This is a genomic window from Paenibacillus sp. FSL H7-0943, from assembly GCF_037963265.1.
In the GTDB taxonomy this organism is placed as follows: Bacteria; Bacillota; Bacilli; order Paenibacillales; family Paenibacillaceae; genus Paenibacillus_AQ; species Paenibacillus_AQ odorifer.
In genome coordinates, this window is record NZ_CP150148.1 from 6,425,986 (window position 1) to 6,449,199 (window position 23,214).

Annotated in this window: 13 protein-coding genes; all 13 read right to left on the reverse strand. The window is 43.8% G+C overall.

Annotated elements, in window-relative coordinates; all coding sequences use genetic code 11:
- Positions 1-25 precede the first annotated feature (25 nt).
- The gene (locus NSQ55_RS28200) at positions 26-880 is read right to left on the reverse strand and encodes a ComF family protein (RefSeq protein ID WP_254856993.1); all 855 of its coding nucleotides are present in this window, start codon (positions 878-880) and stop codon (positions 26-28) included.
- Positions 877-2,889 carry a helicase-related protein gene (locus NSQ55_RS28205; RefSeq protein ID WP_339174629.1) on the reverse strand — a complete coding sequence of 671 codons (2,013 nt, stop codon included), beginning with the start codon at positions 2,887-2,889 and terminating at the stop codon, positions 877-879. The genes NSQ55_RS28200 and NSQ55_RS28205 overlap by 4 nt, the downstream gene beginning before the upstream one ends.
- A 138-nt stretch (positions 2,890-3,027) precedes the next feature.
- A complete protein-coding gene (locus NSQ55_RS28210; protein ID WP_076123908.1) occupies positions 3,028-3,471 on the reverse strand; it encodes a glycosyltransferase family A protein in 444 nt (147 codons plus the stop codon).
- 135 nt (positions 3,472-3,606) lie between these two features.
- Complete coding sequence (locus NSQ55_RS28215; RefSeq protein ID WP_036681509.1) at positions 3,607-4,329, reverse strand: response regulator transcription factor; 723 nt, start codon at positions 4,327-4,329, stop codon at positions 3,607-3,609.
- Positions 4,330-4,333: 4 nt separating this feature from the next.
- Positions 4,334-5,494, reverse strand: coding sequence for a sensor histidine kinase (locus NSQ55_RS28220; RefSeq protein WP_036681511.1), 1,161 nt, complete (start codon positions 5,492-5,494; stop codon positions 4,334-4,336).
- 57 nt (positions 5,495-5,551) lie between these two features.
- Positions 5,552-8,284, reverse strand: coding sequence for a stalk domain-containing protein (locus NSQ55_RS28225; RefSeq protein ID WP_339170203.1), 2,733 nt, complete (start codon positions 8,282-8,284; stop codon positions 5,552-5,554).
- Positions 8,285-8,499: 215 nt separating this feature from the next.
- Positions 8,500-12,534, reverse strand: a complete 4,035-nt coding sequence (locus NSQ55_RS28230; protein ID WP_339170205.1) for an Ig-like domain-containing protein — start codon at positions 12,532-12,534, stop codon at positions 8,500-8,502.
- A gap of 200 nt (positions 12,535-12,734) precedes the next feature.
- Positions 12,735-13,937, reverse strand: coding sequence for a methionine adenosyltransferase (metK, locus tag NSQ55_RS28235; protein ID WP_036681514.1), 1,203 nt, complete (start codon positions 13,935-13,937; stop codon positions 12,735-12,737).
- Positions 13,938-14,276: 339 nt separating this feature from the next.
- Complete coding sequence (locus NSQ55_RS28240; RefSeq protein ID WP_036681516.1) at positions 14,277-14,546, reverse strand: alpha/beta-type small acid-soluble spore protein; 270 nt, start codon at positions 14,544-14,546, stop codon at positions 14,277-14,279.
- 153 nt (positions 14,547-14,699) lie between these two features.
- A complete protein-coding gene (locus NSQ55_RS28245; protein WP_076303592.1) occupies positions 14,700-15,239 on the reverse strand; it encodes a hypothetical protein in 540 nt (179 codons plus the stop codon).
- Positions 15,240-15,326: 87 nt separating this feature from the next.
- Positions 15,327-18,179, reverse strand: coding sequence for an Ig-like domain-containing protein (locus NSQ55_RS28250; RefSeq protein ID WP_052097368.1), 2,853 nt, complete (start codon positions 18,177-18,179; stop codon positions 15,327-15,329).
- Positions 18,180-18,679: 500 nt separating this feature from the next.
- Positions 18,680-19,021: a hypothetical protein gene (locus tag NSQ55_RS28255; protein WP_036681520.1), complete on the reverse strand. Its 342-nt coding sequence runs from the start codon at positions 19,019-19,021 to the stop codon at positions 18,680-18,682.
- A 154-nt stretch (positions 19,022-19,175) separates the two neighbouring features.
- Positions 19,176-23,102: an S-layer homology domain-containing protein gene (locus NSQ55_RS28260; RefSeq protein ID WP_339170211.1), complete on the reverse strand. Its 3,927-nt coding sequence runs from the start codon at positions 23,100-23,102 to the stop codon at positions 19,176-19,178.
- Positions 23,103-23,214 lie beyond the last annotated feature (112 nt).

Below are 23,214 nucleotides of genomic sequence, written 5' to 3' on the forward strand. Positions count from 1 at the left end.
CTGTTCACAATCATGCATTTTCGCTTTAGGAACGCGCCCAGGTTAGGCTATAGATTTCTGCAGCATAATCATAGTTAGAAACCATTTGTTTTAGAATTTCGGCACAAGCACGAATCGTGCTTCCGGTTGTATAGATATCATCAACAATAATAATTCGAATAGGACGGCTTACAGGTGAGTTATCTTTCAGCCAATCCTTAAATGGTGTGGAGACTGCCGGATTCGCTCCAAAAGCATTCTTCATATCGGCCAGTCTCTCCGCACGTCCTTTAAAGCTCTGCTTACCCGTATGATGCGTACGAATTAGTAGCGGTAGCTGAGGAATCTTCCTATGACGAGATAGAACATCGGCCAATCTTTCCGCTTGATTGAACCCCCGTTCTAGAAGCCTTGAATCACTGACAGGTACCGGAACTAATAAATCAGCTGACCAAAGGCTGTTTTTTTTGTACCTTATATGTTGAATAAGATGAAAAAACGATGCCTTCTGGGATGAAAGAGCCCCCTGTTGCTTTTCCTCCTTTAGGGTTAAATATGCCCTATCCAGCATGAGTCCAAGTAGAGGGGCATATCGTTCATTCCCGCGATATTTATATTGACCGAGCCATTCTCTCATCTCATTAGTGTAGGCTACCGCACTCCGGTTACATACAATGGGTGAGGGCTCAGCGCTGCGAGTGCAGTCTGGACAGCCTACATGCCGCCCACATATCAAGCAACGTGGAGCGCGTATCCAAGGAATGGATTCCGCACAATCCTTACAGATACCAGGCAGCTGTGAGGACTGTGGGCTGTGCTTCCCGCAGGTTAGACATTGAGACAACGAGGGGGTGAGGAGGAGAGACAAAGATTTTCGTACCCCTATAAGCATGGTATTCATTTAGCCCCACCTTTACGGAAATATCCATGGCGGCGAGCGATGATATTCATAGTACGAATCTGAGCAATCGCTCCACGCTGGGATCGGCTCCACTGAGGGGAGGCAAATACAACATGGCCATCAGGATCATCTTTAGAACGACCAGCACGGCCTGCCATCTGTACCAAAGAGGCTTCGTCAAAAAGACCACTGTCTGCATCCAAAATAAATACGTCACTGCGTGGCACGGTAACTCCCCGTTCCAGGATCGTAGTAGTTACTAACAAAGAGATGATACGGTTGCGAAAAGCAGTCACCTTTTCTGCCCGAAATGAATCCTTGGACGAGGTGCCTTCAATAACCACGCCGGGAAAGCTACGACGAAGTAGGATCAGCAATCCTTCGATATGAGCTATTCGAGACACAAATAGAAAAATTTGTGCTTTTCGCTCCAGTGACTTTTGAAGATTTTGTATAAGCGATCTTGGCAAACTCCCACGCTTCAGACAGGTTAGAACCGAGGGTATACTCAAATGCTGCGGGATAGGCAAGGGATGACCATGGAAGCGGACAGGCACTCTGGCATGTGGAAGCTTGCCTAACCGGACCAAACGCTGCATTTCTTGTGGTGGCGTAGCTGATAAATAGATGAAAGAGCCGTCCACTTTACAGGCTTGTTCAGCGGCATAGGCCAACATAGGATCATTGTGGTAAGGATACGCATCCAGCTCGTCGATGATTACGAGATCATAACCTTGATGGAAGCGCAGGAGCTGATGGATGGTTGCGAGCGTTAAGCGACCACTCACCCAGCGATCTGCGCTGCCGCCATAAAGTACGGCGATGACCTCCGCCGGAAAAGCCCGGGCGAGCCGCGGCGCGAGCTCAAGTACGACGTCGCGGCGCGGCGTCGCTACCAGCGCCCGCCCTCCGGCGGCGAGCACGGCCTCTAGGAGCGGGAAGATCATCTCCGTTTTCCCCGCTCCCGTTACCGCCCAGAGCAGAAACCGCTCTGGGCATGTACTGGCGGAGCGCTTGCGCGCCTCCGCCAGAAAACCCAGCGCAGCGCCAGCGGCTCCCGCCTGCGCTGGGCTCAGCCCCCACCGGCCTGCGGCCGCGGCGGGGTCAAGGGCGGCCGTGCACCGCACGGCCGGAAGTGCTGCGCTACGCAGCAGCAGCGCACAAGCCCGGCTGCGCCCAAGCGCGAGGCAGGCCTCGCAATAGGCGCAGCCCATAAGCCCGCACGCGGCGCATGCCGTGCGGCCGGTGGGCACGCTGCCGCAACGCAGGCAGCGCGAAACCGCGCGGCGAGCGACAGCGCCGCGCCGCAATACGTGCGGCAGCTTAGCCGCCGCACGCATCATAACGCCAGCACCCGCAGGGAGCTGGCGGGCCCGCGCCCCGTGCGTAGCCGGGGGCGCATTGCCTACGGCGGCTGTAAGCAACAGCCGCCCCTGCAGATACGCCAGTTGTGCCGCCTGGCGCCAGCAACCCCCTAGCTCTGGCAATTCTTCTGCCAGCAGCGCTTCTACTTCCGGCTCCAATAAAGAGCGCCCGGCCACAGCCCGCAATAATTGTTCTGAATCCGATTCTAGTAATCCAGATTCAAAATCCTCTTTTTCACACCAATCGTATCTTTCATTCTTCTTATTGTCCTGATCTATTCCGAAACTTGATTCATTAGGCTTCCATATGAATATTCCATCATTCAACCACTGAGCCTCCCACAGTCCCCCTGCCTCTTTCTCCTCTCTCAACTCAGCCTCAAGCATACTATTAATATATTGCCCCCACTCCTTAATCCCCCAGGTGCTCATTGCGCTTCTTTGTTTAAAGTTGTCCCGGAGCTTCACAGCCCAACCTAGCGGCAACGCAGAAGAAAGCAGAACCAAACTATTCGCCGCTAAGGAACTCCCAGCTTTCTTCTCCGGTCTAGCTACAGACCACCACCATCTATCCACGCTAAGATCTAATGAAATTCCAACCCTCCAGCTCCCCTTGCATTCCACAGCATATACAGCGACTTGTATAATAATCCCTCCTACCTTTCGCTTGTACTTAGCAACTCCATATTTGATCCCAAATTCACGACTCCGTCTCCCCAAACGCAAAAAGCACACTCCCCCAGTTCTTGGAGAGTGTGCTTCACCCGTTACTTACATATTTACTTAAGATCTGTTGCGCTTTGATTCGCATCCCCTACTTCCTGCCATCCCCATAAAAGGCAGCGATACAGACTGCCCTGACAGCCGCAAGTCTACTACAATTCCTTCATGCTGCAATTCTTCACTCATCTGAAGAGAGTACATAGATGTTGCAAGATCGATAGAGCAGCCGCTAGCGGCCATTTTGGAAACAATCCCAAGTGTTCCATCGCTCGAACCATCATCCATGAACGTTACTCGCAATCGTTTTCCGGTTAGAAGAGCTTGAAATGTCAGTGCCCGAATGTACCATTCCACAACAGATTCATGATTGCGGGTAATAAAAATATAATGAATCCATTTTCCGGACTGCGGTGTTTTACGCACCTTCTGCCGGTTATGCAACATATGAATCATCACTGCAGCGGATACATAAACAACCGCAATCCATATCAACTGGGCTACCATGGAGATGCACCTCCTCTGTATACCAACACTATATGCCGGCATTAAAAGGTCGGTGACTGCCTAGAACACCCATCAGGGAAGCAAGCTGTGTCTACTTAATTTCTTTCCTATATGTAACGTATTACTGTAAAGCTTCTACAAGGTTACCCAGCCATATTTAATCGAATTAATAACGGCTTGAGTCCGATCATCCACTTCCATTTTTTGCAAAATACTGCTAACATGGTTTTTAACTGTTTTTTCACTAATGAATAAATATTCACCAATCATTTTGTTGCTCTTACCTTCAGCCATTAGACGCAGCACTTCTGCTTCACGACGGGTTAGAGGATTGTTGTCACCAGCAATAAATTTAACACCAGCTTCCTTCACCACTGTATCTGTAGTTACGCCAGTCTCGTTAAGGTAAGTCATACGCCGCAATTGATTGATAAGCTTTCCAGTAACCTTTGGATGGATAAAAGCATGTCCTTCACAGACCGAACGAATGGCATTAATAAGGGATTCGGCCTCCATATCCTTCAATAAATAACCATTGGCGCCCTTACGAAGGGTCTCAAATACATAACTCTCATCATCATGAATGGATAAAATAATTACCTTAACCTCCGGGAACATTTCCCGAAGTTTTTGAGTGGCTTCTACGCCGTTCTCAACAGGCATATTGATGTCCATCAATACGATGTCCGGTTTAGTACCGTTACAAAACTCTAATACCTGAATACCGTCGCCGCACTCCCCTATGACCTCGATATCCTCCTCCATATTCAAAATGCGTTTCAGCCCTTCACGAAAAAGCTGATGATCATCCGCCAAAAGAACCTTAATGGGCGTTTTACTAGAGTTTAAGTTCTCCATCACACTACTCCTTCCCCTTCTCCACATTCGTCGGAATATGGATCACGATTGTTGTCCCCTGATTCTCGGCTGATACAATTTCCATTCTTCCTTCAAGCAGTTCTACACGTTCCCGCATACCTACTAGCCCGAAGCTTTCCCGATTACCTTGCTGATTTTTTAACTTTTGTACATTAAAGCCTAATCCGTTATCTTTAATCACAATCTTAATTAACTGCGCTTGGTATGTAATCTCCACCAATACGAAGCTTGGGTAGGCATGTTTTGCTGCATTAGACAATGCTTCCTGAACAAGACGATATACCGCCGCCTCCATCGCTGAAGATAGTCGGTGTTCCTGTCCCCGGGTTTCCAGAGTCGTCCGCAGTTTCGTCTTCTCTTCAAAATCATGCACATATTTCCGCAAAGTCGGAATCAAGCCCAAATCATCGAGAGCCATCGGTCGTAAATTAAAAATAACCTTACGCATTTCTTCCAGGCTGTTACGAACCTGCCCTTTTAAATCTACTACTTCGTCCTGCACCAGCCCAAATTCCTGCTTTACCAGCATTCTTTCTACAATTTCCGTCCTAAGGACTAGATTTGCCAGCATTTGAGCGGGACCATCATGAATTTCCCGGGCAATTCTCTTCCGTTCTTCTTCTTGAGCCAGGATAATTTTGAGTCCGATCATCTGTCTGTTCTTCGCCGATTCGACAATTCTCGTCACTTGGCCTAGTTCTCCCGACAAATATTCGAGCACTACGCTCATTTGCGAACCAATTGACTCTGCACGCTCTACAGAATTTTCGACACTGCGCACTCGCATTTGTAATTCATCACGTCTGCTTCGAAGATAGACCTCTCGCTCACGCGTCATCATGAGTTCGAGCTGAAGCTCTGTAGCCTTCTCATAAGCAATACGGATATCCTTCTCTGAGTAGCGGACAAAGTCCCGGCTGACCTCTGTCAGCCGGATTCTGGAGCGGTGATACTGTAACTCCAGCTTGTCTACCTTTTTCAACGTTTCATCCGTTTCGTCCATGACCCGCTGCAGTTCCTTGTTGAGTGCAGCAAGTTCATCACGTGCAACCTGCAATATTTCAAAAATCTGATACTTGCTGCTCTCCATCACGTCGATGGTATTTTTAATAACGCGATCAATCGCATCGGCTTGAAATTCCACGGATGCTTGCCCCTTTTCTATCGGATCGTATTAAGGTTTTCCTTATATATTAACATATCACGATTCGATAGTTACGGTCTTCGTTTTCTGTTCCCATTTTACAGTTAATCCTAACTGTTCAGAAACCAGTCTCAGAGGTACTAAAGTCCTACCCTGTAAAATAATAGGTGCTACTTCAGCACTTTGTCGCTTACCATTTAACAGGTATTCCTTTTTATTTACCGTCAGATCCAGTGCCTTGGCTCCGCGCAACACCATGATCTTCTTATTCACCTGATCCCAGGTAGCATTCCCTCCAAAAGCATCCAGCACATAACGGATCGGCACATAAGTACTGCCGTCTTTCACAATTGGAGCTACATCAATAGCCTTCTTATTTCCGTTTACGGTCATTGCTTTGGAGCCGATGCTCATCGAAGCCGTACCCTTTGGTAACCCTGCATCACTGGAAAGTGAAGGCATTGTGAAGGTGATATTATCAAAAGCAACGGTACCTGTCTTCGCCCGTTCATCTTGGCCTTCCTCTACGTTGACTACATAAAGTCTCTTCAGCGTAGCCGGGAATTTAATCCCTGATCCTGACAAGTCGATGTTTATGTTCTTCCAACCGTTCCAATCGATAATCTTCGCAAGATCTACATAGGCTGTAGCTCCACTATTGTCGACAAACTCAGCACGCAGCCAGTTTAAGCTCATATCGCCCATCACATCAACTGACATCGAAGTTGCAAGCGCTGGAACGGCTTTTCCACTTGTGCCGTTAAGTTGAGCATAAGCGTACATTTTACCGCTGCCAGCCGTCATATCATAACTGAGTGACAGCACCTTGGAGCCTACTCTTTCAGCCGATCCGTCTACTATTGTTGCAGTCCCCTGTACCGCTGGCACATTGGTAGTAAAGTTAACTGGATAACTTACCTTCTCGAAATCTTCCCATGTTGTAGCTGCTGCTGTCGATAATACAACCGCTGTGCTAAATCCATCATAACGAGCAATAGCGTAACCTGTAGTAACCCCTGCATCCACAGAGTTTACAGTAAGCTTGCCATTTTGCACGACTCCCTTAAAGCCTACAAACTCCCACTTCAGCGCTGAATCTGGAACGCTTATGGTTGCTCCACTCTTCGTAGAGGCCTTTACAGGGACAGATACAGTTGTACCAGCTGTCAGTGGCGCTGTAGCATTGCCTACACTCATGCTGGATAGATCATCTCCACCCAAGACTGTAAGGGTTGTAGAAGCGCTTGCTACACCGCTTTTAGCCGTTAAGGTAACGGTGCCTGGCTTCACTGCCGTTACTTCTCCTGCACTTACAGTTGCGCTTCCTCCGCTTGATGTCCAAGTAGGATTGCCTGCTGCTACATCTATAGGGTTATAGTAAGTGTCATAACCTTTTAACGAATAAGTAGCCTTTTGTCCAACTAATAGCGAAGTGCTTCCGCTAATTTTAATTCCTTTCACTTCACCTTGTGGTGCGTTAGTATAAACACCAAGCGCGTTAACAATGCTGCGCTGCTCTGTGCCATACTCTGTATTAAAGGTTAGTGTGGCTGAGCTTTCACCAAGAGGCCGGTCTACCATCGTTGTAGAGCCACCTCCGTCTAAGTTAAGCCCTTTCCAGACTCCAATATTGGTCATAAAAGATTGCAGCTCGGTCAATGACATTCCGGAGCTGTTGCCATTTTTTTCAGTAGCTATAATATAAACATAACGTCCATCCTGAGAGTATCCTAAAGCCGTACGTGCACGATAACCGCCAATGCTGCTAGTCGAGCGAGAGAACGTTGCTGCTTTTCCGTTATTTACAAGAATCGTATGTCCACCAATCATTGTTTGCAGATTAGCAGGATCTAGCGATTGCTGCGTAGTCTTGGATTTCAGGGAGTACACACTTGTTACCGGTTGTCCTACAGTCAGATGGGCAGTAACATACCGTGCGGCTAAGCCATGGGCCCGCAAAATATAAGCTCCCTTTGGAACCGCTGTAGGAAGCGCAGCATTTTCAGATATTTGAGTAACTACGCCGTTCTCAACGAGCACCTCTGTCGGTGTGGTTGAGCTGTTTTTGGGACGATCGAGTGCGGTCCATACATCCGTATAGATGTACATTGCATTAGCATGGCTATAAGTAGAGCTTCCACCTTCAGGACTATAAGCACCTTTATTGATACCGGATATCTCAAACTGTGCGCCGTCAGGTGCGGTTATCATTCCTTCAAAGCTGAACTCATCAATAAGAGGCTTGCGGTCCTTAGTCACTGCAAAGGCATACATTCCATCCAATTGCGAAGGGGTGGATACCAATACTCCACTGGATACTTGTCCACCAATCGGAGCGCCTTCCCCGCCTGTATTAAAATAATCTCCGTTTACTGCAGCCACGGCTCCAGTTTCCTTAGCCATCCCGCCAGTACTTTGACGTGTTGTCAGGTTTCCACCTTTACCTGTCATAACATCTAATGAAACATATGGATTGTTGAGGTCAACGCGAATAACATCCGCCAAGCCAGAAGCACTCGCTCCTGAACGTGTAGCCGTATATTTGTATTTCATCATAATGGCGCCCGAAGTAATTACTTCTTCTCCCAGCTTGCTTACTTTAAAATTAGATGTGGCTGCGGCAGCAATTGGTGTGGAACTATGACCAAACATAGCTAAGCCTTCACTGCCAATTACCGGCATAATCCACAACACACCTGCTAATGAAGCGGCAACCCATTTTTTAGTAGATGATAATTTTATTCCCCGAACAACTTCTCTACTCTTCTTCTCCATGAAAACTTCATTCATTTCGACGTAACTCTCCCATCTCTTTTTTACTCTTCAAGTCCGTTATCAAAAGTCTGGAAACTGGTTCCTATTTTTCTAGTACTCTTTTAATAGACTGAAAATAAGCGAAAAAGTTGCGAAATTGAGAGATTTCAAGCTTTATAGAGTCTCGTAGCACAAACTATTAACATAAAAAAAAGCCCAGCAGAATGCCAGGCTTTACCAATCAATTTATTCTACAAATAATCTGTTTGCTTCAGCATCCGATGCAACATCACAGCAGCTTGTGCACGAGTGGCATTACCCTGAGGTTGGAACTCACTTGTGGTCATTCCCAAAATAATCCCCGATTGCACAGCTTTAGCTACGAATTCTGCACTTTGATTCTGAATTTTGGACTTATCCTTAAAGCGAGCCAGTGTTGAGGCAGAAGTGCCGCTTAACGTAATAGGATGTTTGGTGTATTCCATTGCCCGAATCATCATGATTGCCATCTGCTCACGAGTGATATTATCGTTAGGCCGGAAGGAGCCATCCGTGTTCCCTGTAATAATACCAGCCTTAGCTGCTGCACCAATATAGTCTCCAGTTTGTGTGGAAGGCTGCACATCCCGGAAGCGCTGTGCGGTCTCTCGATCGCCTAGCAAACCAAGTCCCCGGCTAAGCATTACTGCAAACTCTGCACGGGTAATCTTTTTTTCTGGACCAAATGTAGTCCCGTAACTGCTATCGATAATAGTTTTTGCACTAAGCTCTGCTACGATCGAATTACTCCAATGCTTACTCATATCTGAGAAGGCCCGGGTTGATATAAAAGTTCCTAACACCTGATTACCCTCCGTACGAGCACGAATAATCGTATAGCTACCTACCGTACTTACTTTTGTTGGCAGATAGGCTGCATCGTAATAGGAAAGATCCAGTCTAGCAGCAGATGTCTGCGCATTGTTCAATGAAGAAGTTGTACGCACAGTGTATTCTCCAGGTACCGATAATGCCTTAGCATTAGAATAATTGCTGCTTACTATCGCAGTCACCCGGACATCCATAAGACTAGTAACGCTCTGCATCCCCATAGTTTTTAGCTTTTGCTCAAATGGGGAGAACGTACCTGCCGGAACCTTTTCTAAGCGGAACACCAGCGAGATATTTTTACTGTCTGCAATCAAGCTAGTCGCTAATCCGTTCATATCGATATCGTCTAGTCCTACGCTATATAAGTGATCGCCATAACGTATCATAAATTTTGTGGTTTTACTGCGATTTACAGCATCAAGCAAAGGCTTTAAAGGAACAGTCACATAGGCCGATTGTTCTGTAGCAGGCACCTCAAAAGCTAATGTATCACTACTTGCCTTATACAGATATTCATAACTGGCCGTCAGGCGATCTGTGTTTAAGGTATATCTTTTTACAGATTGATTGTATAACGAACGGTCATCCACGATTTGTGAAGAGTCACTCTTCAGCAGCGCGTATTCTTTTCCAAACTCACTTGTTGCAAGCGTCCCTAGATAGGATGGACGATTTCCCGTTCCGGTGCTCACGCCGGTTAGGTTCTTAACAGAGAGAGAAGAGAATGAGGACAGTACATTACCGGTCAGATCCTTGATCGTACCTGAACCTGACATATAGGACAAATCGATAGTTTGCCCGGTCTTTACTACTGAGGATGTTGTTATTTTCAAAATATCCCCTGACAAAGTGTAGTTTTGCACACCCATACTGCTTCCATCTGCTCTAACTCCGAACTGATTAGCATAGAGGGAACCAGATGCCTGCATGTTTTTACTGAATGTAACCGTAAGCTCGTCGCCATTGATGGTGGCAGAACTAATCTCAGGTATGCTAGTGCCGCTATTTTCCGAGATGGACACAGGCTGCAGGTTAATATAAGCTGCACGGTTTCCATTTAAATCGCTTATTCCGGTAGTCCCCGGAACATAGGATACAGTAACATTCTGATTCACCGTCAAAGCACTCTGGAGCGTTAGCGTGACCTGTGAGCCACTGACTGATACATTCGTAACATAGTTAGGAGTGCTGCCAACAAGCACAGAGAACTGGCTGTTCATCGGGAGGTTTGTCGTTGACAAGCCTTCATTGTAATTCAGAAGGATTTTATTGCCACCTCCGGTTGCACTTTGGAACACGGGTGGAATTGTATCGTTGCTGTTGCGAATGTAGAAATCTGTGAAATCCGCAATATTTTGTCCAAAAGAATTCTGCAAAGGATAAGAGCCTGCATAATAGGAGACACGAACGGTCTGGCCATTAGAAGCATCGCTATTTAACCCTAAATATACAGTGTTCCCGCTGGAGCTTATGGAGTTGACCCCTAGGGATCCCCCATCTGAAGTCACTAGAAACTGACTATGTGCGTAAGAGGAAACTGCCTTTAAGGAGTCATTGAAATTCAACGCTACCGTTCTACCCGTGATCCGTCCATCTTTTGGTGTAGGCATGGAGGACTCGATAGTGTTAGTAACCTGCTTTGAGCTAAAGGTGCTGGCTGCATTTCCGCTTGGATCTTGAATGGTCCGCAGACCCCCTGTATAGCTAACCTTCACGTTCTGTCCAACCGCTACCCCTGTACTGAGTACCACATAGGCGCTGTCTCCCTGGATATAGACGCTTTCAATTGTACGACTCTCATCATTCACCGTAGCACCAAAACTGGAGATCAACAGTGCAATGGAAGAGTTGAGACTCTCATTGTATTTTAAACGAATGGTCCGATTGTTCTCGAGTGATGCAGATGTGAGCTGTGGAGCTGTTTTGTCCTGAGACAAGGTCCGGAAGCTCCATGAATTTTTTCCGCTTAGTCCATCATAGATAACATTAGCATCAATAGCGTCTACAAAAGCTCCTTTAGCAATATCAATATAATAGGTTGAGTCGCTATCTAAAGCTGTTTTAGGTGTAATTACATATTCGTTTGCAGCAGTTGTACTCCGGTTAACAGTAACCGGAACCTGTGCGCCGCCACTTTTATAAAGTGCTACGCCATTTTCCACAGCACTGTTATAATTCACATTACGATTGAATGTGACAGAAAATGATCTGTTGTTAGCTATGGATTCACTCCGGTCAGCCGGGTTTAGCGCGCTTACGTTAAGTCCTGTCAAAGAAGCCGTTGTAAATGTCCAGGTATACGCACCCGAAGCCGGAAATACATTTCCGTCTTGATCGTAAAAAGCTCCCTGCGGTATCGTCACCGTATACTGCGTACTGTTTAGCAAGGGTGATGCTGCTGATGCTGGAAGCAATGTTATAGTTCTGCTGCTTCCTCCTGTAACGGCTGGGGAGTTTACATTAAGCCATCTCGTTCTAGCATCGTTAGCTGCACCTGGAGATACTGTTATGGTGCCAGCTGCAGGCATCATAGGACGATCAAATGTAAGCTGTAGGGCTCCAGTGGTAGATACCCCACCTGATCCGTTTGCCGGTGCAGGAGTCACTGGAATCTCTGCCACACCTTTAGTAGAGAAGCTCCACACATCACCGCTTGAAATCCCGGAATACGTTCGATTATCAACATCCTTAAAAGCATAAGAATCTATAAGAACATAATAGTTACTTCCGGAGGCCAATGTTTTATCTAATGTTAGTTTAACTGTAGTAGAGTTAGCATCAGTCTGAACGTTAACTCTAGTATCATCATCCTTAATTTTGAACTCTTGTACGGTTGCATTATCTGCAGACGACAAAATTCGAATGGAACCTCCACCTTTTATCAGGTTTTTATTTAAGGTTAGACTTAGCTCCTTAAGGGCTCCTGCATCCACTCTTGTATTATTAGCAGGTGAAAAGTTGCCTGCCGTAATCGCTGTATTACTCTCAGGCGCAGTAGTAAATGCCCATGAAGTAACACCTGACTCATTACCATCATTATCCTTGAACAACCCCTTAGGGATTGTCACTGTATAAGTCTTGTTTGAAGTAAACTGTTGATTTAGCTTAAGCTCGTAATCTTTTGAACTACCAATTAGACCATAACTACCAATAGGAATCGTTAAAAAAGGTGAGCTATCACCTTGACCCGTGATAGTAATTTCACCTGACTGGGGGTTTACTTGACGATCAAAGCTCAGTCTAAGGGATGATCCGATAGTTACATAACTTGCTCCTGGCGCTGGTGAGACTGTTATACCAAACTCTGATGCAGCGTACACTGCTGAATTCCCTATTCCAATAGCAGGATAACCCGAACCAAGTACTAACTCTCCCGCTAGAATAAGTGCCGTCCATATTGAAATTTTTCTTTTCATTCCGTGATAGACTCCTCTCAAGCCATACTATCGTCTTTATGTATATTCTTATATTTCGGCTAAAAGGCTGGCAAAGTTTAGTAGTCTACTTCTCTATGGTTAGATTCACTAGCCTTGCTCATTTTCGCACGCAAAATAACCCGCAGAGCTGACACCATGGCCAACTTGCGGGTTAACTTATTATAAGACCGTATGATGAATTACAACCCTGCTTGATCTCTTAGCAATTCTGCTTTATCTACGCGTTCCCATGGAAGATCAACATCAGTACGTCCGAAATGACCGTAAGCTGCGGTTTGTCTGTAAATCGGTTTACGCAAATCAAGCATAGAAATGATGCCCGCAGGGCGAAGATCAAAGTTGTTGCTGATCAGTTGGACCATTTTCTCTTCACTGATTTTGCCTGTTCCGTATGTATCCACATTTATCGAGACAGGAGTAGCTACACCGATGGCATAGGCAAGTTGGATCTCACATTTGTCGGCCAAACCAGCAGCTACAAGATTCTTAGCTACATAACGAGCCGCGTAAGCCGCAGAACGGTCCACTTTAGTTGGATCCTTACCTGAGAATGCTCCGCCGCCATGACGAGCATATCCGCCGTATGTATCGACGATAATCTTACGGCCAGTTAGACCAGCATCCCCTTGAGGACCCCCAATAACAAAACGTCCGGTTGGGTTAATAAAGTATTTGGTTTCTGCATCAAGCAGTTCCGCAGGAACAACAGGTAAAATAACATGTTCTTTAATATCCGCCTGAATTTGTTCAAGAGAAATTTCCTCTGCATGTTGTGTAGATACTACGATAGCGTCTACGCGTACAGGTTTTTCATCTTGATACTCAATCGTAACTTGTGTTTTGCCGTCTGGACGAAGATAGTCTAAGGTTCCGTTCTTACGAACTTCAGATAAACGACGTGCAATACGATGTGATAAAGCAATCGGCAGTGGCATCAGTTCAGGTGTCTCGTTCGTAGCAAAACCAAACATGAGCCCTTGATCGCCTGCACCAATATTAGCTGTTTCTTCAGCTACTTGAGCAGGATCACGGTGTTCTAAAGCAGAGTTAACACCTTGGGCAATATCAGCGGACTGCTCGTTAAGAGAACTCAACACAGCACATGTATTATAGTCGAAACCATATTTCGCACGTGTGTATCCAATTTCTTTGATGGTATTGCGTACGATGGCAGGAATATCAACATACTCTGATTTGGTACTGATTTCCCCGATCACCAGTACAAGACCTGTTGCTACTGCTACTTCGCAGGCTACACGTGCATTAGGATCATTAACTAAAAATGCATCCAATACCGCGTCGGAAATCTGGTCACAGATTTTATCCGGATGCCCTTCCGTAACGGACTCAGAAGTAAACAAATGACGCCCTTTAATAGACAAGTATAACAACCTCCCATATGGTTAGTCTGACACTGTATAAGGGATTCCTTAATGATAACAGGCCAAATAATAAAACTAAATAATATAAATAATTCAGGTTTGCCTGATTTCTTTTTATGAAGGATTTTCGCAAAATTTGATGCCTGCATTCACTAAACTCTTCAAAAAATGAACCTTTTCCATATGGAAAAGGTTTAAGGCTTTCCTCAAAAGTCATATTATCTTATTTAGGGGGTGGTGTCAATTAAACACAGCGCCCCCCGTGAGAGTATGAATATTGATTTCACGCTATAAAAAAGCAATATCAGACAAGGAATAAGGCCATCCTAACCCCTGATATTATTGAAAAAGAGACTGTTCAGCTTGCTTAATGAGTCTCTTCGTAATTTCTCCTCCAACAGACCCATTATCCCTTGAACTTAGATGCCCAAGGTACTGACTACGGCCAGAACCACTACCTCCGACTGCTCCTAACTCAGAAGCAAACTCCGTGTCTGCCCCGCCTCCATAATGAGCCCCATATAAACCAAATTCAGCTGCAATTTCATATTGCATTTGTTTCAGCATTGTCCGACTTTCAGGTACGACTGTACGATTATTACGTGCCATGTTACAGCACCTCCTGTGAATTTGTAAGATTACAGGAATATTGTGCGTCCATCACTTAATCTTCAATCGCGCCAATGATTTGTAACTTTGGAAAACAGTTTGAAGGTATGATTACGTCTGTTTACGGGCATTATGAATATATATCATTACACATTATTTCAAGGTATATCCACCACGAACCATCACTACAAGACCAAGCGTTTGACCCTCTTGAACAGCTATTCCACGACCATCACGAGGGAAGGACAATAAGTGGTTAGATGGTGCAGCTAGTCCGTTTGTAAGATCTTTACCGTCTGTTAAATCGGCTACACCATTGGCATCTTGTGAAACGATTACTGCTTTACCCGCGCGAACGATAAATTCAGCGCCTGCAGAAGCAATTAAAGTTTGGCCGGGCTTCACATCAACAATCACAGATTCATTACTGCTATTTTGACCAGGCGTAGCTACTGGCGCTGTGGTTGCACTAGGCGCAGGTGTAGCACTCGCTACCGGAGTCGTCACTGTACCACCTGATAGTGCTTTCTGAATTTGCTGATCTACGTAGCTTTTCGTAACTACAGGATCATCCGTTGTGCCAGGCTGAGAACCAACACCAGCACCTTCAGCAGTAATGTTTAGCAGAGATCCAGCCCATACACCACCAGCCAGCAATACGGCTGCGGTTGTTACTTTCCATACCGGTTTCAAAGAAGTTCCTCCTCATTATTGGGGATAAAAACCTATAAAAAAAGAATAGCCTCCGAAGAGGCTATTCTGTGCTTCGGTAATCGGAGATTACTTAGCGGAGATTTCTGTTTCGCCTTTGATCTTGTTGCCATCAGCATCGAAGATTGCAGCGTCTTTCTTAACTTTAACAATGATTCTGTTAACACCGTTGGCGTTAAGATCAAGTTCTTCTTTAGCACCAGCAGCGGAATCAATGATTTTCTTGGAGAATTTAACAGACCATTTTCCTTTATCAGATCCGTATTTAATCGGAGTGATAGAAAGAATGTTATCTGATGAAATTTTGTTGCTAGAATTAACATCAGTGTTGATGTAGAATTCCAGGTTCGCTTTCAAGTCAGCTTCAGTTGTAGCTTCATTCAGGTCTTTGGAGAATCCGAGAATCAGTTCAGTTGAACCTCCGCTGGATACTACAGCTGAATCAAACGCAGGGCTAATTCTGCTAGTCAGCTTACCTTTTTGTTGTGCAACTGTACCATCGATTACGTTACCAGCAGTATCAGTAACACCATTCACAGCAAAGACATAGTCTTTAGTTTCTGTGATGCTGGAGCTAGGGATATATACATATGCACGAGCACGAGTTGGGTTAGTAGCAGATGATACTTCTTCGCCTTTTTCGTTCAATGTTTTAATTGTAACGTAAGAAGTGCTTGGAAGACCAGCATTGTTCAATGTGTAGCTGTTTTTATCAAGAATTGTGGATGATTTCAAACCGCTAGCATCAAACAGATCAACAGTGATCAAAGCATCACCATAAGTGTCATCACCAACAGATTTGCTATCATAGAACTTGATAGGAGCAGCGCCATTAACAACCAACAATTCTGGAGCTTTATCGTCAGTTGAAGTAGATCCGATTGTTACAGGCAATACTGCAGCAGTCAGTTCATTTGCACTGTAGGATTTATCTACGAACAATCCTGCAGGAATACGCAATGTGTAGCTACCAGCAGTTGGTACACTTACACCAGTGATAGTGAAAGTACTTCCGCTACCTTTAACAAGACTAGAATTGTGAAGTACAGTTGTAGCTTCACCAGTAGTATCATTAATCAGTTGCAGGGTGCCTTTACCTTTGTATACAACATTTTCAGAGAATTTCAGAACCAGACCTTTATTAACAGCTGTAGTTGTGTAAGTAACACCAGTTACAGTAGGAGCTACAGTGTCTTTAGTAAAGGTAATTGCTTGGCTAGCAGCTGTTCCCAAAATGTTACCCAGAGTATCTTTTACAGAAGCTCCGAATACTACAGAACCAGTGAAAGTTCCAGTTGAAGGGAAGCTAGTCAATGGGCTTTGAAGGGTGAACTTCTTGCCATTGTCAGTAGTCAACACTTGGAACGTACCTTGGCTTTCACCAACGGAGTTCAACAAGCGAACATTACCAACCAAAGAAGCACGATCAACTGTTTTGTCGAACTCAACTTCAACATACTTGTCACTTACTGGAGTTACGCTCTTGATTACTGGAGCAGCAACATCAGAAACTACAGTTACAGTAGTTTTGATTGGGTTAGGATTAGCTACATTACCTGCAAAGTCAGTAACGTTAAGCAACGATACATCGTAAGTTTTGCCGCTATCCAATGTTCCTGCAGACAATTTATACTCAGTGTAAGTATCATTTGTTACAGTTACAGTAGCAACTTGACCATTTACGTAAGCAACAATACCAGTAGTTTTAACTGGTTCGCTGAATTTCACGTATACATCTTTAGTAGTTGCTTTTGCAGTAGAGCTAGCAGAAGCAAGTGTTGGAGCAACTGTATCAGCAACAGTGATCAGTTGTGTGTAAGCTGGGATAGCTTCAGCAGATGTTGTTGTTACAGCATCGTTAAGAACTACAGTGTAGTTACCTTTAAGGAATTTAACTCCTGGCAGGGTAATAACAGCTTCAGTGTTGTCAGCGTTGAAGGTAACATTAGCATTAGCTACTTCGTTAACATCACTACCCACTTTAGTTACTTTTACTACGCCGTCGATAACTTTGCTGGATTCAGCCAGTGTATCAACATCGATTGAACGGTTAAATTTGATTACTACTTGTTTAGCATTTGGAGCTTCTGCGGAAACAACCTTAGGAGCTGCCAAAGTTACTTTTGTAGTGTAATCATGATCATTGTGTTTGAAGTTGATTGTAGTTTCAACGCCTGCTACAAGAGCAGTTGTCAATTCAACAGTTGTAGTAGTTTTGTCAGAGAAAGTAACAACTACTTTAGTTGGGCTCAATGCTTCAGCAGAAACGATTGTAGCTGCTTGGCTCAATTGATCCACAGCATAAGCTGTTTCAACTACCAAAGAACGGCTAGCGTTAGCTTTGAAGTTAGTGTCTTTAGCAACCAAACCTGCATTGATTACTGCTTGAGCGTAACCTTTAGCCCATGCGGATGCAGAGTTGTCAGTTGTAGTTGGTTGTTCCAGTTTCAAAGCGCGGAACAATACAGCCGCAACTTCTTCAACTGTTACTTTACCGTTGTAGTCGAAGATACCTTTAACAGTATCTTTACCTTGCATGTAGTTTACTGCAGTAACAGCTTCGATGTAAGGCACAGCCCAGTTCGATGCGTTGTAACCTTTGTCTTTGTAAGACAATTTGTTACTTACTTCAGTAAGGTCGAACAATTTAGTAACGATCTTCGCGAACTCAGCACGAGTAAGATCTTTTTCAAGGTGAGCTTGACCATCTGGGTATCCGTTGAGAATACCTTTCGCTGCCAAAGCATCAAATTTTTGTTGCGGAGTTGTTGCTGCGTCACCAAACGCTACAGAGGCAAACATCGAGAATGCCATTGCTGTAGATAATGCTACGGATAAAATTTTCTTCATAACCTTTTTTTCTCCTCCTTGGACGTTCATAAACTGAGATTTTTCTTTAGTTGAGTAGCTCATGTCACTCATTAGCCGATGCACCCCCTTTCCCGAGTTGAGCAAATTAAGTATAAATAATGTCTGTGACGGGTATCACAGAAACTGGTAAACGATTTTAGGACATGACAATACTAGATTCCTAATTATACCTAAGTATTATACAATGTGCCTCAAGTCACGTAAAGCTAATTTTTCCATTTTGTTAAATTGGCTTTACCAGCGGTTAATTTCAGCCTCTGTGTAAATGACTCTACACCTTAAACGCAGAAGATTTGAAAAAGTTGCGGTTTCTCAAAAAAAATCTTCTTTTTTATATTTTCCGGTGTGATCCCATTAGAAGATACATATGTATGTTCTACTAACTATTGTTAATCATGGGTGCCTACGGAAAACAGTATATCATAGTCGCTTTCTAAACGTCATTATGCAATATTTACTAAGAATCATTAACACTTGTACTATTAATTTAAACATTCCTACAAAAAACAAAAAAAGCGCCGTTGCCGACGCTTGCTTCTATTACATTGTTTCTAACGAATCTTCATAGATAATTGGATCAATTCCTGACGCTTCTCAGGACTCGAGTTCACATTGTCATACATTGCATCAATAGCTGCGCGGTTCTCGCGGTAGCTCTTCTCATGCTTGATTGTAGTATGAGACCATTCGATCAGAGCATTCTCAGTAACAACAAGCTCGTTGTATGAATCGTGGAATCCTGTTGCTTGCACCAGTTCTTCCATGACCTCTTGAGTGATCTCCTGTAGTGCCCGTTTAGCTGCAATTTCCTTCTCCAACACTTTTGCTCTATTCTCAAACATATTCTTGGCTTTCATGTAATCCAACTGTGCTTTTGATAAAATCGGTTTCATCGATGGCTTTCACCTTTCAGAAAATAATATTTTCTACATTATTGTATCGTAAATCGGTGCAGATTACAAAATTTATGTCACTGGTAATTGTTATCTTTACATCAAAACTCCGACCTACGAATACTTTTCGCAGGCCGGAGCACTTTTTTATTCTTTAGTTAAAGTTCTTAGGGAAGATGCTTGTACTCTTCTGTAAGAGTGCCACAGTAATCTTACCAGCCTCTGCTCTAGTCAACTTACCCTTCGGGTTAAAGTTATAGACGGGCTTCTTTTGGCCTGTAACGGTCACAGCGCTTCCTTCCATAATCTTAGCTTTAGATATAGCTTCAATTGCAGGACGTGAGTAGAAATCCATGTTACTTGTATCAACAAATGATTTGCTTAAGCTTGCCAGCAGTTTACTGTCATTCAAAGACATCTTGAGTTTCAACGCCCTAGCTATCATTACTGCGGCTTGTTCACGTGTTAAGGCTTGATCAGGCCCAAAGAAGCCATCACTGAGGCCTGTAACAATACCTGCCCTAGCAGCTGTCTCAATGTGTTTGAAATCCCATGTGGCCGCGACGGCTTCTGGCACAATATCAAAGAAGGTTTGTTTATTAGCATCATAGTTCAAAGGAATACTTAATGATTTCACCAACAATGTAGCAAATTCACCACGAGTGGTCAAATCATCGGCTCCGAATGCATCTGCTCGAAGATTAGTCATAAATCCTTTGGAATACAATCCATTCATTATATTTCTGCCCCATGGATGATTCGTAATATCAACAAAACCACGGCGCAGCTTCATAACAGTGTAATAACCAAATTCATCGAATGGAACGGTGATGGTATGTTTCTTCGTATCTACGACCCCGCCCAAGTTCTCCCACTTACCTGAATCTGTATATCGGAATACTGTAATAGTCGATCCCACTTCATCCACAATGCTGGAGTTGAAAGTAAGCGTCAATTCACCACGTTGGGAAGGTACGATTTTTCTTGTTTGACTATACTGTGTAAAGTATCCAGTCTTTCCACTGGCATCCACGAAATGCGGGGTAACCCCGTTGGTCTCAAGATTAACGCCATCATTTCCTAGACCACCACTAAGCCAATAGATATCCGATACTCTCGAAAAGTTATTAGTAGAGACGGTTGATGTAAAGCGCAGCGCAAGATCTTGTGGAATCACAAGCTGCCCGCCCCCGCCTTCGGTTCTGTCGTCACTACCCGTTACGTTGATAATGTTCCCGTAATCATTCTTACGTTCAACAACGCCATCAGCGGGATCCGCAATACCAAACAACAGTTTTGTATTAGGATAATATTTTGCAGCACCAGAGCTAGTATATCCCTTCATAATCGTGCCTTTAGGGAAGTTCAATTCCAAGGTTTTATTAAAGACACTATACTTCGTAGCTACCTTCTCAGCCATATATTGTGTATCAATCTGCACTGCACTAGCATAATACACATTTATAGTATCGCTTATTGTGGAGTTAGCACGAACCACTTGTATCTTAATGGGATTCGATTTGTCTGCTTTTAAGCCCACATAATCATAGGTGAAGCGATCTTGATTTGGCAAATCCGTACGTTTAATTGCTTCTTCTTTGCCAATTATTACTTTAGTGGCACCTTCAGCCTCAATATCAAAACGAACAAAGTTTTTGTTAACAACAATTTGCTCACCTACCGTCGCTACAGGTGACAGAAGACGATATGGAGCAACTTCCCGCACTACTTCAAGACGTTGTGTAGTTCTTGCTCCTGTTTTGTTAATAAGCTCTAGGGTATAAACTTGACTTCCTGGGGCATCAAATTTAATGTCACGTAATCTTAAAATAAAGTTTTTAGCACTGCCAATGTAGTCATAATACAGACCATTTGCAGCCACTTCATCAGGATAACGTTTAGGACCAATAGGTCCAGCGGATTCCGTACCGTCAATTAGCAGCTTATCCTGCCCCGTCGAAGTAAACACCAAAGTAGAGCCCTGATAAAGATTCAGCGTTGTAGCACCACTACCTTGTAGTACCAAGTCGAATTTATCTTTGTTTGTTGTATATTTTTCATCCTTATATACAATCTCAGCCGGCAATGCCAGCATGGCATTACGCTCGACTTCATTAGAAAGGGTTGTAGTTGTAAAAGGTAAACGATTATCCCCTAAAGTAGGATGGAATTGTTTTATCCCAGAAATGTTGGTATCAATGATGTAAATTTTAAGTTCTTTTTTGATAATACGTTGGTTACCAGCATTATCTCTTGAGACTCCAGTAAACACGATTTTATTCTCACCGTATACCAGTGGTCCCGTCTGACTGATTGTCACAGTGAAATTAAAAGTTGTTTTATTTACTGTTGAGTTTTTTTCTACTTCAAGCTTAAAAGGATTGCTAGATAATGAGTTACTGTCTGTACCGTTAATTTGCACTTGTGCATTTTCTATATTTTCGAACCCGATATATTCCCCAGCGACATTAAGTTTTCTTTCTACACTGGAATCGAATTCGTAGGTCTGACCATCTTGCAGATTACTTACATATATATAGTTTTTCGATACATATGAAATATCAGCATTATAGAAGGATTCGGATCCTTTATAACGGAATTGTACCTTTTGTTGACCATTAGAGAACCCTGATATTTTATAAATATATTCATTTGTTCCTGTGCCTGCAGTTACATAATCGATGGATAGTGGTTTATTACTCAAAGGCAAATAGTTTGCAGTTATATCTGCTGGGGTTGTTGATCTATTTGTCTTCGCCATTATATAGAAACTATCCGTCTCCAACTGTTGGCCATTCAAAGGCAATTTAGAGATATTGGTAAGATCACCTGAGCCTGTATATCCAGGAAGGTAGTACATTTCTGTTATAACAGTCTCATTTTTCAAAAATTTATATGAATAAAGATGAGAACTGCTGTGGCTGCCATAATCTACAGACAATTTAAAGTCATTTACACCCGCCAAGATTTCTAAATCAGCTGCAGTCTTAAATTTAACCAATTTATACGTTGGAGTAACGCCATCAGGACCAGGAATTGTTAATTCTTCTGTCACAGCACTAATCGTTACAACTTTTTCGGAACTATTACCTTTATTAAGAGTTAGCACAGCATTTGTTGCAAACGGAGCCACGTTATATGGAACTAAGATCTGTCCAGTAAAACCTGCAACACTTGGAGTCAAATCAGCAGTCAACGTAGGCACATTATCATTTAAGATATTATAGTCCGCATTGTCGTGGTTGATGTTCAAAGAAGCGTACGGTTGATCCTTATCAAAGAAATATACGGATCTGTCTATTGTTATTGAATCCGAAGCATTTTGAATAACAATCTTAAGCGTACTTAATCCCGGACTCAAGTTCAGCGCGGGGGTGAAAAATGTTCCGTCTTCCAATAGGGAAGTTTGTAATGCAGTTCCTCCATTCACGGAGACACTGACTTTAGTGGCATTCGTTACTTTACCTTGAAGAGTAACTGTAGATACTGGTACGACAACTTGTGTTCCTTCATTTAAATTAAGCGCAGAAGGACCACCCAAAACTTTTAATTCTGTTACATAGGGAACTTTATCGTAAAGAACATAAAATGATTCTGAACGTTGGAGATTCCCTTGCATACCAGAAAAGGTCACCTTATTAAAACCTGTATACAAAACAAGACCAGATGCTACAAAACGGTTATCCGGGCTATTGGTATCTGTTGTTACCGCTCCCGTAGTCAGGTGAGTAGCATCTGTTACCCATTTATTAGATTGACTATCTTTTGTAAGCTGCTCTACAGTAACCTTCATCGTGGAAGATGTTACCTGAGAGTAGGTTCCTGTAATTGAAAAGGTAGGGCTACTTACTTTGTAAACACTAGAACGGTCAATAAGTCCCTCAGGATTAGGATTAGCTGTTGTTGCTACAACATCCTGTTTCAACAGAACAGTATTACGTAATGTGAGATCATCCGGACTGAAGAAAGTCGTGGAACTCGTGGTAGCCGCTGCCGCTATGGGCGTGTATTTACCTGGGAACATAGAAACGATCAAAGCCGCCAGCATCAGCCAAACGAACGGTCTCTTAAAGCGTTGCATGTGTTATATCTCTCCTTTGAGTATAAATTCTCGTAAACCTTCACTTTGTTCTTTATCGGTCATAGGAAGCGATATTTTTAGGGAAAACAACAAAAAACTCATCCGAAAAGGG

Bases quoted from the DNA above. Each gene is read 5' to 3' on its own strand.
- NSQ55_RS28200 (WP_254856993.1), bottom strand. From the start codon at position 880: ATGAATACCATGCTTATAGGGGTACGAAAATCTTTGTCTCTCCTCCTC.
- NSQ55_RS28210 (WP_076123908.1), bottom strand. From the start codon at position 3,471: ATGGTAGCCCAGTTGATATGGATTGCGGTTGTTTATGTATCCGCTGCA.
- NSQ55_RS28215 (WP_036681509.1), bottom strand. From the start codon at position 4,329: ATGGAGAACTTAAACTCTAGTAAAACGCCCATTAAGGTTCTTTTGGCG.
- NSQ55_RS28225 (WP_339170203.1), bottom strand. From the start codon at position 8,284: ATGAATGAAGTTTTCATGGAGAAGAAGAGTAGAGAAGTTGTTCGGGGA.
- NSQ55_RS28230 (WP_339170205.1), bottom strand. From the start codon at position 12,534: ATGAAAAGAAAAATTTCAATATGGACGGCACTTATTCTAGCGGGAGAG.
- NSQ55_RS28240 (WP_036681516.1), bottom strand. From the start codon at position 14,546: ATGGCACGTAATAATCGTACAGTCGTACCTGAAAGTCGGACAATGCTG.
- NSQ55_RS28250 (WP_052097368.1), bottom strand. From the start codon at position 18,179: ATGAGTGACATGAGCTACTCAACTAAAGAAAAATCTCAGTTTATGAAC.
- NSQ55_RS28255 (WP_036681520.1), bottom strand. From the start codon at position 19,021: ATGAAACCGATTTTATCAAAAGCACAGTTGGATTACATGAAAGCCAAG.
- NSQ55_RS28260 (WP_339170211.1), bottom strand. From the start codon at position 23,102: ATGCAACGCTTTAAGAGACCGTTCGTTTGGCTGATGCTGGCGGCTTTG.